Raw genomic sequence first — 13,958 nt, forward strand, 5'->3', positions numbered from 1 at the left:
TCGCCGCGCCCGTAGCCGCGCCCCCGCGCCCCCGCGCCCCCGCGCCCCCGCGCCCCCGCGCGCTCACCCGCGAACTCATCCGTGCGCCGGCGTGCGCAGCGTTGGCCCAGCATGCTCGCTGCTTCCAGGCACGACGTCCCGGCAGGGAGAACTCCAGCGCCTGGCAGATTTTGCATGAAGAGCCGCCTCTCCGCCGGCACGACTCCTGCTCCTCCAGGGCAGCACGTCATTACGAACGGGCAGCCTTTTTCGTGGCGCCCAGGGGAGGACGTTATGCGCTGGAATCAAGTGAGTCTGTGGAGTGTGATGGCTGTGAGCGCTGCCTTGTCGGTGGCGGCTTGCGGAGGCGCTGCCGAGGGCGAGGAAGAACTCGGCGAGCCTGGCGCCGCGCTTGAAGAGGGCCAGCCCTGCGGCGGCATCGGGAACATCCAGTGTCCCGAGGGGCAGGTCTGTGTGGATAATCCCAACGACCTCTGCGATCCGCGGACTGGATCGGACTGCGGCGGCATCTGCGTCGTGCCCGAGAGCGACACGGATGACACGACGGACAGCCTGACCGAGGATAGCTGCGCCGAGGACGACGAGAGCAAGACCTACGTCCTGCGCGATCCTCTGCAGTGCCAGGCGGCGCTCTTCGTGTGCGCCGAGGGCAGTGAGCCCTTCTTCGACGACTGCGGTTGCGGCTGCCTCACGTACTGAGCACGTGCGGGAGTCGCGAAGCGGTGCCCGGTGATGCCTTAGTCCTACAGGGCCACCTCTACAGCGCTTCAGCGCGTGCCTTACTGTGCACCTGGGAGCTCCCCTGGAGGCCCCCTCCGGGCGCGGAAGTTCACAAAGTGCGCGAGGCTCGTGCTGTATGGTGCGCCAGAGGCACGGGGACGGAGGGCATCCAACTGCATGCGCGTTCGAGACGGCGACGACACGGATACGGCTCCCATACTTCGCGCCGTCGAGCGGCGGCTCCCCGCCCACTACGCCTCGCAGGAAGAGATCCTGGGCGCGCTGCGCGACCTGTGGGCGACGCGCCACTTCAACCTGGAGCGGCTCGACGATCTGCACCGCGCGGTGCTGGTGTCGGGGCGGAACCTCGCACTGCCCCTCGCGGACTACCCCGCGCTCGAACGGTTCCAGCAGCGGAACGACGCCTGGATCCGCGTCGCGGTCGACCTCGCCGAGGAAGCCGTGCGGGGCGCGCTGGCGCGGGCGGGGCTTGAGCCGCGCGACGTCGATCACATCTTCTTCGTCACCGTCACCGGCATTGCCACGCCGAGCATCGACGCCCGCCTCGTCAACCGCCTGGGCTTGCGCCCGGATGTGCGGCGTACGCCCATCTTCGGGCTCGGCTGCGTGGCGGGCGCGGCAGGCACGGCGCGCGCGGCCGATTACCTGCGGGGGTACCCGGACCACGTGGCGGTGCTCGTCTCGGTCGAGCTTTGCTCGCTGACACTGCAGCGCGAGGACCTCTCGGTCCCCAACATCATCGCCTCTGCGCTCTTTGGTGACGGCGCCGCGGCGCTGGTGATGGAAGGCAGTCGGCGGGCGGCGCGGGCGGTGGCGCGGGACGGCGTCGCTGCGCGGCGGGGGCCCCGGGTGCTCGACACGCGTTCGGTCTTCTACCCGGACACCGAGCGCATCATGGGCTGGGACGTGATGGACTCGGGCTTCAAGGTGGTGCTTTCCGCCAAGGTGCCGGACCTGGTGAAGTCCCGCGCGCGCGGGGACGTGGATGCTTTTCTCGCGAGCCACGACCTCCGCCGCGACGACGTGCGCTGGTGGGTCGCGCACACCGGCGGGCCCAAGGTGCTCACCGCCATGGAGGAGTCGCTGGAGCTCGGGCCGGACGCGCTCCGGCGCTCGTGGAACTCGCTCAGGGAGCACGGCAACCTGTCCTCGGCGTCGGTGCTCTTCGTCCTCGGAGACACCCTCGACGCGGACGAGGCGAAGCCCGGAGACCACGGGTTCATGATGGCCATGGGGCCCGGCTTCTGCTCGGAGATGGTGCTGCTCCAGTGGTGACGTCGCAGGCGCTCTCGCAGGCGCTCTCGCAGGCGCTCTACGCGGGCTTCATCGGCCTGCTCGGCGTCGAGCGGCTGGCGGAGCTGGCCCTCTCGCGCCGCAACGCCGCCTGGGCGTTCGCGCGCGGGGGCGTGGAGGTGGGGCGGGGGCACTACCCGACCATGGCCGCGCTGCACACCCTCTTCCTCGGCGCGTGCGTGGCCGAGGTGCTGCTCCTCGACAGGGCGTTCCCGGGGGCGCTCGGCTGGGCCGCGCTCGGGCTCGCGCTGGCCGCGCAGGGGCTGCGCTACTGGGCGATCGCCACGCTCGGGCCGCGCTGGAACACCCGGGTCATCGTGGTGCCGGGCTTGCCGCCGGTGACCGGGGGGCCGTACCGCGTGCTGCGCCACCCGAACTACGTGGCGGTGATCTCGGAGATGGCCGTGGTGCCGCTGGTGCATGGCGCCTGGGTGACGGCCCTCGTGTTCTCGCTGGGCAACGCGCTGCTCTTGCTCGTGCGCATCCGCGCCGAGGAGGCAGCGCTCGGGCAGGGGTGGGCCGACGCGTTCGCGGAGCGGCCGAGGTTCGTTCCGGAGGTGCGCCGTGGATGAGCGGGAGACGGAGGCCTTCGAGGTCATCCGCAAGGTGTTCGCGGGGGAGCTGGAGCGGGAGGCGCCGGTCGAGGCAGGGCAGCACCTGCGCGACCTCGCCCTCGACAGCATGGAGGTCACGGTCCTCATGGTGGAGCTGGAGAACCACTTCCGCGTGCGCCTCGATGCGGCGGACGCCATCGAGGTGGCCACCGTCGCGGATCTCGCCCGCCTCGTGGCGGCGCGGGCACAGGCGGCGCCGTGACGCCGCCCAGCGGGGGAGGGGAGGCGCACCGCACGGGTCCAGGCGACGCCGCGCGGCCTGCGTCGCTTGCGGGGGCGAAGCTCGCGGAGGTGCCGTTCCGCACTGTGGGCGACGCGCTCGCGGCGGCGGCGTGCTCGACCGAGCGCCTCGTCTTCGTGGACGCCTCGGAGCGGGAGCAGGTGTACCCCTTCTCGGAGGTGAGGCACCGCGCTCGGCGGGCGGCTGCGGCGCTCGGGCGCCTCGGCGTTGCGGCGGGGGACCGGGTGGCCATCGTGCTGCCCACCGGCATCGGCTTCATGGATGCCTTCTTCGGGGCCCTGCTCGCGGGCGCGACGCCGGTGCCGCTCTACCCGCCGGTGCGGCTCGGGCGCCTCGACGAGCACCTCCGCGCGACGGCGCGCATGCTCGCGGCGGCGGAGGCGTCGGTGGTGATCTCGGAGGGGCGCTTGCGGCTGCTCCTCGGCCCCGCGATCGCCGAGGCCCGGCCGCCGCTCGGCTGCGTCGCGGTGGACGACCTGACGCGGGTGACCGAGGAGGCCGAGGTGCCGCACGACCCGGAGGCGCTGGCGCTCATCCAGTTCTCCTCCGGGTCCACGGTCGACCCCAAGCCGGTCGCGCTGCGGCACCGGCAGATCGCCGCTCAGCTCACGGCCTTGCTCGGGGAGATGCCGCTGCCTCCGGGCGAGGGGCGGGTCGGCGTCTCGTGGCTGCCGCTCTACCACGACATGGGGCTCATCGGCTGTTTGCTCTCGGCGCTCTACTACCCGGGCTCGCTGGTGCTGATCCCGCCCGAGGTCTTCCTCGCCCGCCCTGTGCTCTGGCTGCGCGCGCTGTCACGGCACCGCGGGGTGATCTCTCCCGCGCCGAGCTTCGCGTACAGCCTGTGCCTGAAGCGGGTGCGCGACGAGGACCTCGCTGGCGTGGACCTGTCGTTCTGGGAGCACGCGCTGTGCGGCGCCGAGCCGGTGTCGCTCGCCGCGCTGCGGGGGTTCGCCGAGCGGTTCGCGCGGTGGGGGTTCCGGAAAGAGGCCCTGAGGCCGGTGTACGGGCTCGCCGAGGCGTCGCTGGCGGTCACCTTCTCGCCCGCGGGCGGGGGCGTGCGGAGCACCGCGGTGGACGCGCAGGTGCTCGCAGCCGAGGGGAGGGTGGTGCCTGGCGGGCACGAGATCGCCTCGCTCGGTGGGCCCGTCCCGGGGCTCGAAGTGGAGGTGCGCGACGAGGAGGGGCGCCTGCTCGACGAGTACCAGGTGGGGCGGGTGCACGCGCGTGGTCCGTCGGTGATGACGGGGTACTACCGCGCGCCCGAGGCGACCGCGCGGGCGCTCGACGCCGAGGGCTGGCTCGACACCGGGGACCTGGGCTTCCTCGCTGGCGGGGCGCTGCACGTCACCGGCCGCGCGAAGGACGTGGTGATCATCCGCGGGGCGAACCATGCGCCCCAGGAGTTCGAGGAGTGCCTCGTCGAGGTGGAAGGGGTGCGCGCAGGCTGCGCCGTGGCGGCCGGCTTCACGCCGCCCGGAGGCGGAGAGGAGGTGCTCTTGCTCCTCGTGGAGCGCGCCCGGGCGCAGTCTCCAGCAGGCGCGCGGGGGGATGCGCGAGGGGATGCGCGGGGGGATGTGCGGGGGGATGCTCGGGGGGATGTGCGGGGGGATGTGCGGGGGGATGTCGACGAGGACGCGGCGCTGGAGGCGCGGGTGCGCGCTGCCGTGGCAGAGGTGACGGGGGTGCGTCCCCACACGGTGGCGCTCCTGCCGCCAGGCGCGCTGCCGCGGACGAGCAGCGGGAAGTTGCGGCGGGGTGAGGCGCTGCGCCGTTACGTCGCCGGGGAGCTGGGCGCGCCCGCGCCCACGGGTCCCTTGCGGCTCGCGCTCGCCGCCGCGCGCGGGGCATTCGCGCTGGCACGCGCGGGACGGAGGCCGTGAGCCGCTGCGACGTGGCCATCGTCGGCGGGGGGCCGGCGGGGCTCGCGGTGGCGATCGCGGCAGCCTCGCGGGGTCTGCGCGCCGTGGTGCTGGAGCGAGGGACGCTGCCGGTCGACAAGGCGTGCGGAGAGGGCGTGCTCCCGCCGGGCCTCGGGGCGCTGGAGCGCGCCGGGGTGCTCCCGCTCCTCGATCGCCGAGCGTGCACGCCGATCGAGGGGATCCGCTACGTGCAGGAGGATGGGTCGCGCGCGGAGGGGAAGCTGCCAGCGCCCGGGGGGCTCGGCATTCGCCGCACCGCGCTGGCGGAGGCGCTTGCCCAGCGGGCCCGAGATCTCGGCGCCGAGCTGCGCGAGGAGTGCGCCTTGCTGACCCACCGGCGGACGTCGCAGGGGGTGGAGCTGGACACGAAGGGAGGTCCGGTGGAGGCGCGGCTCCTCGTGGCCGCCGACGGACTCGCCTCGCGGTTGCGCCGGCTGGAGGGGCTAGAAGGCGAGGCGTCGGGCGCGCCGCGCTTCGGGATCCGGCGGCACTACGCGCTCGCGCCCTGGTCGTCGTTCGTGGAGGTGCACCTCACCGACGGGGCCGAGGCCTACGTGACGCCGGTGGGTACGGAGCAGGTGGGGGTGGCGGTGCTCTGGCGTGGTGCGCGCGGCGCGGGTGGTGCGGGTGAGGCGCGAGGTGCGGGTGGCGCGGGTGAGGCGCGAGGTGCGGGTGGCGCGGGTGAGGCGCGAGGTGCGGGTGGCGCGGGTGGCGCGGAGGTCCAGAAACCGGGAAGCGGCGCCGGAGGCGAGGTCGAGGGAGGGACGGCGTTCGAGGGTCAGCTCGCGCGGTTTCCGCAGCTCGTGGAGCGGCTCGCGGGAGCGATGCCCGTGTCCCGTCAACGCGGGGCGGGGCCGTTCGCGCGGGTGGCGCGCGCGCGCGTCGCCGACAGGCTGGTGCTGGTGGGTGACGCGGCAGGCTACGTCGATGCCGTGACGGGCGAGGGGCTCTCCCTCGCGCTGCGCTCCGCCGAGGCGCTCGGCGAGGTCCTGCCCGACGCACTGGCCCGCGGCGCGACGCGCGCGTCCCTGTGGCCCTACGAAGAGGCCTTCCAGCGCATCTTCCGCAAGTACGCGCTGGTGACGCACGGGCTCCTGCAGCTCGCCGCGCGCCCCTGGCTCCGGCGCCCGGTGGTGCGCTGGCTCGGCAGGAACCCCCGCGCCTTCGACCTCGTCCTCAAGCACACGGTGTCCTGACGGCATCGCGTCATTGGTGGTTCATAAAGAACAAAGGACGTCGCTTCTGTCACTCCCGGAAGAGACGTGAGGGCTGCAAAAGCGTCTCGGGGGCGAGGGCGACAGGAACACCTTCCTTGAGAAGCTTGAGGAGCACATCGTATTGCCCTGCCCGACGGAGCAGAACGTCGTGTGCGCGCGTGTCACCGCGTCGCTGTAGTGGACGCAGATTGCGACGACCTGGGTCAGGTAGAAATGCGCATGCCAGGCCAGGTCACGCATGCGCTCGGGCCCGACGCCGATGTGGGCGATGCGGTTTCTGGCGCGGTAGATTCGGGCGATCTGCCAGGAAACGCGCTCCTGAGATCGTTCGTAGTACTCGGCCAAAGCAGCGCCGCGCTTCGACCCATCTCCCTCTCCGAGATCCTTCCAGAGGCCATGGCACCGCCACACGATGTGAGCTCACGCGCGGCGGATAGCGCAACACCATAGCCCCGAGTTCCTGCGGTGAGCCGTTCGAGGCCGGTCCAGAGCAGCAGGAGGCGACTCTCAGGGTCTACAGCCATCATGGCTCGGTGACGCAGCCTGATCGCGTCGTGCAGGGGGTCGGCCGATGGAGCAGCGCTCGCCCGCCATGAAGCAGAGAGGATCTTCGAGATCTGTTCGGAAGATGCACGCCGCTTCTCTTCAGGGAGGCGCTCCTGCACCTCGAACGTGTGAAGTACTCCTGGATCGGTATGGACGGCGACGAGTTCGCTCGCGACCTGGATCCCGGTACCCGGCAAAAAGATCGTCGCTGCGCCGAGCGTTGACAGCACGCGCCTGTGCGCGAGCGCTGCCGCTGCGGCTGGATCCACAGCGTGAATGTTCACCTTCAGGTAGGTGCCGTCCTTCATTGGGCGACCCTCCCGTTTCCCCTGGGGCAACGCATCGACGAGCGAGAGCCCCTGTTCCTCGGGGAAAGGCAGCCGCTGCCCCTGCAGCTCCACGGAGACAAAGCACGTGAACTCACGAGGCTTCACGAGGACGCGAAGCCTCAGGCGCTGGAGGGCGTCCGCTCTGCTTGCCGCCTGCGGACAAACCTCTCGGGCGACATCGCGCAATCCCTCGTCGCTCCACCCCTGGTATCGAAGCTCGGAGACAAGCGCGCCTGCGAGCTTCTCGATGTCTCCTTGCCGCTTCGGCTCGTCGTTGATGAGTCGTTCGGCCTCCGCGAAGCCCTCTTCCAGATAGCGATCCCGCAGTGACGCCACGATCGCGCGGAGCTGCTCAACGAGCACCGCGGTGACGTTGTCTTTGGCTTTGAGCCGCTCGACCAGCTCTGTGAGGACCCTGGTGCGAACTCCGAAAGGTCTCTTGAGGAGTGGATCGTCCCGCAGGACGGTGACTGCCTCGCTCGCCACATCGGGGAGCATCGCCACCCCGTGGCCGCTCTCCGTGGGGTCGGCGGTTGCTCTCGTCACGCCTCCTGAGCGGACGAAGCTGTCAGCGAGCGCCAGCACTTCATCAAGCGCAACACCGACGCTCACGGTCCTGGCACGATGTGCGGGATAGGTCGTGGTGAGGGCCTCCAGCCACCGAGCGAAGAACAGTCTGGCTGCTCTTTCGGAGGTCACCCGCTCAGCCCCCATGCACACCCGTCGGCTGTAAAGAATAAAGGCCGCACGAGCGGGAAGCCGAAGCGACCCACAGGCCGGCCTTGCGAGTTTTCGGACCGCCACGAGGCGCGTCCTGTGGAGTACGCAAACAACCTCTACAGGACAGTCAAGGCACAGGCGGTGGTGGCGCCGGTAACCAAGCTACAGCCACTCAAGACGTCTTCGACAGCCTGCGCACGAGCGGGCATCGTCCGGATGGCTCAGCCCTCAGCCCTCAGCCCTCAGCCCTCAGCCCTCAGCCCTCCTGGCGCGACCGGCGCTTCTGGAACAGCTCGATGCCGAAGGCCAGGATGACGGCGCCGATCAGGGCCGAGACCAGCGGGATGCCGGCGATGTTCGGTCCGATGCGGCCCATCAGCGTGCTGCCCAGCCAGCTCCCGAGCAGGCCAGCGCCGATGGCGCCGAGCCAGCCGTAGGGAAGCTCGCCGGGCACGAGGCGGTCGGCCAGCCAGCCCACGGCACCCGCCACGGCCAGCGTGACGAGGAGGCCGAGGAGGCCGAAGGTCAGCCACAGTCCCACGGCGGCGATGGCCAGGAGGGCTGCGCCCACGACGAGAGCATGCATGGTTCGCTCCTTTCGTGATGGGCCGGGCGTGGCGCTGCAGAGGTCCGCCCGGCGCGGTTACTCCTCGTTCTTTGTGCCTTCCTCGACCTTGTCGCCAGCCTCTTCGATCTTCTCGCCGGCTTTCTCCACGCCTTCTTCGACCTTGTCGCCGGCCTTCTCCAGGTCGCTCTCGACAGCGTCGGGCGTCTTTGCCTTCTCCTGCGAGTGGCAGCCGGTGATCAGAGCGAGAGGGGCCATGAGCGCGATGCACGCAATCAGCTTCATGGAGGCGCTTGCTGTACAAGCCGCATGCCAGCGTGGGGTGAGCAGAGGGTGTACAGGCTCCCTCCGCAGGTGGGGACGTTACCTCCGGCCTCGCGTCCCGGGCGCAAGGACGAGGCTGATGTGCTCCCCACGCTCCCGATGGTCGCTACCCCCGTGACCTCGCTCGAACGCCGAGATGCTGCTGTTCACGCGAGCGCCTGGGCGATCGGGTCGCCGAGGTGCGCGGCGTCGTTCCACACGAGCAGCCGGAAGGCGTCGCGATCGGTGCGCTCGAAGAGGCACACGCCGGTGTTGGTCGGCACCTGGAAGGCGCGTGTCTGCGCGACGGCGATGCCGAGGGCGAGGGCCGTGAAGGTCTTGATGGCAGCGCCGTGAGAGACGATGGCCACAGTGCCGCCGTCGTGGCGCGCGGCGATGCGGGTGAGGGCGCGGGTGAGGCGCACGCCAAGCTCGGCGTAGGTCTCGCCGCCACCGCGGCGGATGTCTTCGCCGCGGCGCCAGGCGGCGTGCTCCTCGGGGAAGCGGGCCTCGACCTCCGCGAACGAGAGGCCCTGCCAGGCGCCGAGGTGGACCTCGCGCAGCTCGGGATCGGGCACGGGCGTGAGCGAGAGCGCGGCGCCGAGGATCGCGGCCGTCTCCTGCGCGCGTTCGAGGTCGGAGCAGTAGAGCGCGTCGAGGTGGACGGAGGAGCGGGCGAGACGCGCCGCGAGGAGGGAGGCCTGCTCGCGGCCTCGCGCGTCGAGGCCGCGTCCAGCATGGCCTTGATAGACCCGGCGCCAGTTGTCGTCGGTTTGACCGTGGCGGATGAGGAGGAGCTTGGTGGGGGCCATCGCGTCGTCTAGCTAGCACGCGCGCGTACCTGTCTGGTCCTCGTGACGGAACTGCTCACGTCGCGTCGCGTCAGGCCGCGTCAGGCCGCGTCATGTGGATGGTCTCCACCAACGAGCGGTGGATCCTGCGGCGAGTTCGGCGATGCTAGGGCCCCAATCGCGCATCGAGGAGGATCGACACATGGTGTACAGCCCGCCGAATAGCTCTGGAGCCAAGGTCTCGTTCAAGTCGCGCTACGGCAACTTCATCGGAGGGGAGTGGAAGGAGCCGGCCAAGGGGCAGTACTTCGAGGACATCACCCCCGTCACCGGCAAGCCCTTCTGTGAGATCCCGCGGTCGACCGCGGAGGACATCGAGAAGGCGCTCGACGCAGCGCACGCGGCGAAGGGGTCGTGGGGCAAGACGTCGCCGACCGAGCGCTCCAACATCCTCAACAAGATTGCCGACCGCATCGAGCAGAACCTCGAAACGCTCGCGATCGCCGAGACCTGGGACAACGGCAAGCCCGTGCGCGAGACGCTCGCGGCGGACCTGCCGCTCACGGTGGATCACTTCCGGTACTTCGCGGGCGTCATCCGCGCGCAGGAGGGATCGGTCTCCGAGATCGACGCCAACACCTACGCCTACCACTTCCACGAGCCGCTCGGCGTCGTGGGCCAGATCATCCCCTGGAACTTCCCGATCCTCATGGCGGCGTGGAAGCTCGCCCCGGCGCTCGCGGCGGGGAACGCGGTGGTGATCAAGCCCGCGGAGCAGACCCCGGCCTCGATCCTGATGCTCATGGAGATCATCGGCGATCTCCTGCCCGCCGGCGTCGTCAACGTGGTGAACGGCTTCGGGGTCGAGGCGGGCAAGCCGCTCGCGTCGAACCCGCGCATCCAGAAGGTGGCGTTCACGGGCGAGACCACGACGGGTCGCCTGATCATGCAGTATGCGAGCGAGAACCTGATCCCGGTGACGCTGGAGCTCGGCGGCAAGTCGCCGAACATCTTCTTCGAGGACGTGCTCGACAAGGACGACGCCTACCTGCAGAAGGCGCTGGAGGGCTTCGGGATGTTCGCGCTGAACCAGGGCGAGGTCTGCACCTGCCCGTCCCGCGCGCTGGTCGCCGAGAAGATCTTCGGTCAGTTCGTGGAGCGCGCCGTGGACCGCGCGAAGAAGCACGTGAACGGCAACCCCCTCGACCCGGCCACGACCGTGGGCGCGCAGGCCTCGCAGGACCAGCTCGAGAAGATCCTGAGCTACCTGTCCATCGGCCGGCAGGAGGGCGCGAAGGTGTTGATGGGTGGCGAGCGCGCGGAGATGTCCGGCGACCTCGCGGGCGGGTTCTACGTCAAGCCCACCGTCTTCCAGGGCCACAACAAGATGCGCATCTTCCAGGAGGAGATCTTCGGCCCGGTGGTGAGCGTGACGAGCTTCAAGGACTTCGACGACGCCATCTCCATCGCCAACGACACGCTCTACGGCCTCGGCGCCGGCGTGTGGACCCGCGACGGGACGCAGGCATTCCGGGCCGGCCGCGCCATCCAGGCCGGTCGGGTGTGGACCAACTGCTACCACCACTACCCCGCGCACGCGGCCTTCGGCGGCTACAAGCAGTCCGGCATCGGCCGCGAGAACCACGCGATGATGCTGCGCCACTACCAGCAGACCAAGAACCTCCTGGTCAGCTACGACCAGAACCCGATGGGCTTCTTCTGAGAGGCGTGCTCGCGATGCCCATCCCGCGCGTTCTCGTGTCCCCGGCCGCCGCGAAGCTCATCGAGGAGCTGCGCGGCGAGCACGGAGACCTCCTGTTTCACCAGTCCGGCGGCTGCTGCGACGGTAGCGCCCCGATGTGCTACCCGCTCAAGGAGTTCCGCGTGGGCGGTCAGGACGTCCTCCTCGGCCAGATCGAGGGCTGCCCTTTTTACATGGGCGCCGCCCAGTTCGATTACTGGAAGCACACCCAGCTCGAGATCGACGTGGTCCCTGGCCGTGGCAGCGGCTTCTCCGTCGAAGCCCCTCGCGGCGTGCGGTTCCTGACCCGCTCCCGCATCTTCAGCGACGACGAGATCGCAGCGCTGGACCGCGAAGGCCCTCCTCCCCGCGGCACCTCCTGACCCGCCCTCTCTCGCCCCCTGAACCGGGCAGGTTTCGCCCTCCGCGCCCTGCCCGCCCCATCTTTCCCCGCAAGCCGTGCCCTCCCTCTCAACTCCGCTGGAATCGCATTTTCTTTTTGCGCACCGCCCCACCCCCTGATGTATGTTCCCGCTCCCCTTGCGGGGCACCTTGGAGAGGTGGCCGAGTGGCTGAAGGCACACGCTTGCTAAGCGTGCGATCGGGAAACTGATCCGCGGGTTCGAATCCCGCCCTCTCCGCCGAGATTCAACCGCGCGAGCCCCTGCCGCGCCCCCCCCGAGCATCTCCCAACCGCGCGAGCCCCTGCCCGCGCCGCTCATCCTGCTCCAGCGAACGCTGCCGCCGCGCCCCCCCCGACGTGCCCCGCCGCAGGATCAACGCCCCCCGCGTCTCCGCCCCCCTGCCCGCACGAAACCCTCACCTTCCCCACGACAACCGCCTCAACCGCCCTTGCCAGGCCCTCGGAGAGGGTGATGCGGAGCGAGGGGGGCATGGGGATACCGCTGTCTGAGCGATGCTCTTCGCCCAGAGGGCGAAGAGCATCAGCGAGTTCGGAGGGGCCCCATGCCCCCCTCGCTCCGCATCACCCTCTCCGAGGGCCCCTCAAGCCATGCGCGTCCGCAGCACCCGACCCTGCAGGAACTGGTAGATGACCTTCACGGCATCGAACGACGCCGCCGAGCTCTCCTTGATCACCTCACTCACCGTCCGCGACCCAGTCACCGCCGCCAGCACCAGCTCCTCGGTGCGCGTCAGCTTCTCGGACTTGAGGTTCTCCATGGCCACCTGGTCGATCATCACCACCGAGTCCCAGAGGATCGTCCCCTCCATCAGGCGCCACTCGTCGACCCGCCTGAACCCTTCCAGCAAGAGCGCCGAGATCCCGAGCCCGAGCCGCGCCGCCTCCGCTTCCGGCTTGAAGTCCTCGCGCGTGAACGTGAAGCGCCCGTAGGGCCACCGCAGCATCTCGTACACGAGCTCACTGCTCTGGCGCGTCAGCGCCTCGGTCAGGTCTTCCTTCTTCGCGAGCCCCGCGTCCACGATCGCCTGACCGACGGGCGCGCCGTGGGGACGCTCCCGCAGCACCCTGTCGAGCTGCTCGCGCGTCACCAGCCCGCGCTCCACGAAGTACCGGCCCAGCCTGAACTCGTCGGCCGTCCCGCGGGAGGCCACGTAGTCCACCTGGCCCTGCCGCACGTAGATCGTCACCGTCATCTTGCTGTTGAAGACCCGCAGCACGCCGCTCTGCCGCTGGAGCTGCAGGAGCTGGAGCACCTCGGCGAGCGGGACGGCCGACATGTCGCCGCTCATCACCTCTTTCAGGTCCTGACCGGGGTCGACGTCGCGCATGGCCGCGGAGAGCTGCGCGACGACGCCGGGGGTCATCGCGGCGGCGATGGCTTGCATGAGGGAGGCCTCGTTGTCGCGGGACTCGGGCGGCAGGGCGACGATCGCGGGCGCGAGGACGGTGGCCAGGTGCTGGGCGAGTTCGATGCCGGCGCGCTGCTTGATGTGCCGGGGCATCATGCTCGGGCGGATGCTCTCGGCGATGCTGTCCTCGTCGGGCATCGCCTGGCCCTCGGGGACGGGGCGCGCGCGGCCCTCGGCGGTCTTGCTCAGGGCGCCTTCCACGACGGCCACGAGGGCCCGGGCGTCGAAGGGCTTGGTGATGGCGTCGACCGCGCCGGTCTGCTGCACGAACTGGCCGCGGATCTTGTCGCCCTTGGCGCTCATCAGCACCACGGGCAGGTTCCGGTGGGCGGGGTTCGAGCGCAGCTCCCGGCAGAAGGCGTAGCCGTTCATGCGGGGCATCACGAAGTCGAGCAGGACGAGGTCGAACTTGGGACCCTTCTTGATCTGCTCGATGCCGGCGAGCCCGTCGCGCGCCACGAACGGCTCGTAGCCGTGGCGGGAGAGGATCGCGCTGACGACCTTCAGGATCGTCGGGCTGTCGTCGACAACGAGGACGCGCGCCTGGGTCTCCATGCCAAAAACGGAGCTACCCTACCAGAAGTGCTCGGGCTGGAACCAGAAAGCCCCGTGAAAGACCCGAGGAAACCCGGGTAAAGCCGCGTAAACCGCCGGAAGTCGCCGGGAGCGGCCCTCAGCCGTCGCAGCTCACCCCGTCGTCCAGGGCCTGGAGGGCGCTCACGCAGACCGAGCTGGCGGGATCGTCGGTCTCGTCCACGAAGTCGGGGGGGGCCACGCAGGCGGTGGTGGTGACGAAGATCTCGTCGAGGGCCGAGCGCCAGCAGCGCGGGGTGTCACAGGGCTCGGGCTCGGGGCCGTTGAGCACGTCGACCACCTCCGAGGGGCCCAGACAGTCCCCCAGGCGGTCGTAGCGCTGGGCGTAGAAGGCGTAGGGTTGCAGGGGCTCGTCGCACGCGAGAAGGCCCAGGGCCGCGCTCACGGAGAGCGCGGCGGCCTTCAGGAGCGACGCGAGGGACGCAAGGGACGCAAGGGACGCAAGGGACGCAAGGGACTTGCGCGTCGCGCGGGGCGCGAGGTGCGGGAGTGCTGCGGTCCGCATGGA

At 70.4% G+C, this 13,958-nt stretch carries 14 protein-coding genes and 1 tRNA gene; 9 read left to right on the plus strand and 6 right to left on the minus strand.

Features of this window, described 5'->3' with window-relative positions; translation table 11 throughout:
• The first annotated feature begins 312 nt into the window (after nucleotides 1-312).
• The 6 genes from CAP_RS10700 to CAP_RS10725 all read left to right on the plus strand — a co-directional run bounded on the left by CAP_RS10700 (nucleotide 313) and on the right by CAP_RS10725 (nucleotide 6,007).
• Entirely contained in the window at nucleotides 313-699 is a 387-nt protein-coding gene (locus CAP_RS10700) for a hypothetical protein (RefSeq protein ID WP_197041117.1), read from the plus strand.
• Between the two features lie 198 nt (nucleotides 700-897).
• A complete protein-coding gene (locus CAP_RS10705) occupies nucleotides 898-2,016 on the plus strand; it encodes a type III polyketide synthase (RefSeq protein WP_044239449.1) in 1,119 nt (372 codons plus the stop codon).
• Entirely contained in the window at nucleotides 2,013-2,606 is a 594-nt protein-coding gene (locus CAP_RS10710) for an isoprenylcysteine carboxyl methyltransferase family protein (RefSeq protein WP_044239769.1), read from the plus strand. Before CAP_RS10705 ends, CAP_RS10710 begins: the two co-directional genes overlap by 4 nt.
• Nucleotides 2,599-2,850 carry an acyl carrier protein gene (locus CAP_RS10715; RefSeq protein WP_044239450.1) on the plus strand — a complete coding sequence of 84 codons (252 nt, stop codon included), beginning with the start codon at nucleotides 2,599-2,601 and terminating at the stop codon, nucleotides 2,848-2,850. Before CAP_RS10710 ends, CAP_RS10715 begins: the two co-directional genes overlap by 8 nt.
• A gap of 104 nt (nucleotides 2,851-2,954) precedes the next feature.
• Nucleotides 2,955-4,772, plus strand: coding sequence for an AMP-binding protein (locus tag CAP_RS10720; RefSeq protein ID WP_156040703.1), 1,818 nt, complete (start codon nucleotides 2,955-2,957; stop codon nucleotides 4,770-4,772).
• Nucleotides 4,769-6,007 (plus strand): NAD(P)/FAD-dependent oxidoreductase, encoded by a 1,239-nt coding sequence (locus CAP_RS10725; protein ID WP_044239453.1) that lies wholly within the window; start codon nucleotides 4,769-4,771, stop codon nucleotides 6,005-6,007. Before CAP_RS10720 ends, CAP_RS10725 begins: the two co-directional genes overlap by 4 nt.
• Before the next feature lie 224 nt (nucleotides 6,008-6,231).
• On the opposite strand, the gene CAP_RS10730 is transcribed toward CAP_RS10725, so the two are convergent.
• The 4 genes from CAP_RS10730 to CAP_RS10745 all read right to left on the minus strand — a co-directional run bounded on the left by CAP_RS10730 (nucleotide 6,232) and on the right by CAP_RS10745 (nucleotide 9,303).
• Nucleotides 6,232-7,515 carry a hypothetical protein gene (locus tag CAP_RS10730; protein WP_156040679.1) on the minus strand — a complete coding sequence of 428 codons (1,284 nt, stop codon included), beginning with the start codon at nucleotides 7,513-7,515 and terminating at the stop codon, nucleotides 6,232-6,234.
• A 364-nt stretch (nucleotides 7,516-7,879) separates the two neighbouring features.
• A complete protein-coding gene (locus tag CAP_RS10735; protein WP_052374759.1) occupies nucleotides 7,880-8,209 on the minus strand; it encodes a GlsB/YeaQ/YmgE family stress response membrane protein in 330 nt (109 codons plus the stop codon).
• Between the two features lie 57 nt (nucleotides 8,210-8,266).
• Nucleotides 8,267-8,473, minus strand: a complete 207-nt coding sequence (locus tag CAP_RS10740; RefSeq protein WP_044239458.1) for a hypothetical protein — start codon at nucleotides 8,471-8,473, stop codon at nucleotides 8,267-8,269.
• A 185-nt stretch (nucleotides 8,474-8,658) separates the two neighbouring features.
• Complete coding sequence (locus CAP_RS10745; RefSeq protein WP_044239460.1) at nucleotides 8,659-9,303, minus strand: histidine phosphatase family protein; 645 nt, start codon at nucleotides 9,301-9,303, stop codon at nucleotides 8,659-8,661.
• 181 nt (nucleotides 9,304-9,484) lie between these two features.
• Between CAP_RS10745 and exaC the strand changes: the two genes are divergently transcribed.
• The 3 genes from exaC to CAP_RS10760 all read left to right on the plus strand — a co-directional run bounded on the left by exaC (nucleotide 9,485) and on the right by CAP_RS10760 (nucleotide 11,664).
• Nucleotides 9,485-11,005 carry an acetaldehyde dehydrogenase ExaC gene (gene exaC, locus CAP_RS10750; RefSeq protein WP_044239463.1) on the plus strand — a complete coding sequence of 507 codons (1,521 nt, stop codon included), beginning with the start codon at nucleotides 9,485-9,487 and terminating at the stop codon, nucleotides 11,003-11,005.
• A 14-nt stretch (nucleotides 11,006-11,019) separates the two neighbouring features.
• Nucleotides 11,020-11,406, plus strand: coding sequence for a DUF779 domain-containing protein (locus CAP_RS10755; RefSeq protein WP_044239775.1), 387 nt, complete (start codon nucleotides 11,020-11,022; stop codon nucleotides 11,404-11,406).
• 171 nt (nucleotides 11,407-11,577) lie between these two features.
• Nucleotides 11,578-11,664 (plus strand) — tRNA-Ser (locus CAP_RS10760).
• A 364-nt stretch (nucleotides 11,665-12,028) separates the two neighbouring features.
• On the opposite strand, the gene CAP_RS10765 is transcribed toward CAP_RS10760, so the two are convergent.
• Nucleotides 12,029-13,411, minus strand: coding sequence for a DUF4388 domain-containing protein (locus CAP_RS10765; protein ID WP_044239465.1), 1,383 nt, complete (start codon nucleotides 13,409-13,411; stop codon nucleotides 12,029-12,031).
• Nucleotides 13,412-13,529: 118 nt separating this feature from the next.
• On the minus strand, nucleotides 13,530-13,955 hold the full coding sequence (locus CAP_RS10770; protein WP_044239467.1) for a hypothetical protein: 426 nt from the start codon (nucleotides 13,953-13,955) through the stop codon (nucleotides 13,530-13,532).
• Between the last annotated feature and the right edge of the window lie 3 nt (nucleotides 13,956-13,958).

The sequence above is a fragment of the Chondromyces apiculatus DSM 436 genome, from assembly GCF_000601485.1.
Classification (GTDB): domain Bacteria; phylum Myxococcota_A; class Polyangia; order Polyangiales; family Polyangiaceae; genus Chondromyces; species Chondromyces apiculatus.

What these genes read in the sequence shown, in the direction of transcription:
- CAP_RS10755 (WP_044239775.1), top strand. Translation starts at nt 11,020, where the DNA reads ATGCCCATCCCGCGCGTTCTCGTGTCCCCGGCCGCCGCGAAGCTCATC.
- CAP_RS10705 (WP_044239449.1), top strand. Translation starts at nt 898, where the DNA reads ATGCGCGTTCGAGACGGCGACGACACGGATACGGCTCCCATACTTCGC.
- CAP_RS10770 (WP_044239467.1), bottom strand. Translation starts at nt 13,955, where the DNA reads ATGCGGACCGCAGCACTCCCGCACCTCGCGCCCCGCGCGACGCGCAAG.
- exaC (WP_044239463.1), top strand. Translation starts at nt 9,485, where the DNA reads ATGGTGTACAGCCCGCCGAATAGCTCTGGAGCCAAGGTCTCGTTCAAG.
- CAP_RS10765 (WP_044239465.1), bottom strand. Translation starts at nt 13,411, where the DNA reads ATGGAGACCCAGGCGCGCGTCCTCGTTGTCGACGACAGCCCGACGATC.
- CAP_RS10735 (WP_052374759.1), bottom strand. Translation starts at nt 8,209, where the DNA reads ATGCATGCTCTCGTCGTGGGCGCAGCCCTCCTGGCCATCGCCGCCGTG.
- CAP_RS10740 (WP_044239458.1), bottom strand. Translation starts at nt 8,473, where the DNA reads ATGAAGCTGATTGCGTGCATCGCGCTCATGGCCCCTCTCGCTCTGATC.
- CAP_RS10745 (WP_044239460.1), bottom strand. Translation starts at nt 9,303, where the DNA reads ATGGCCCCCACCAAGCTCCTCCTCATCCGCCACGGTCAAACCGACGAC.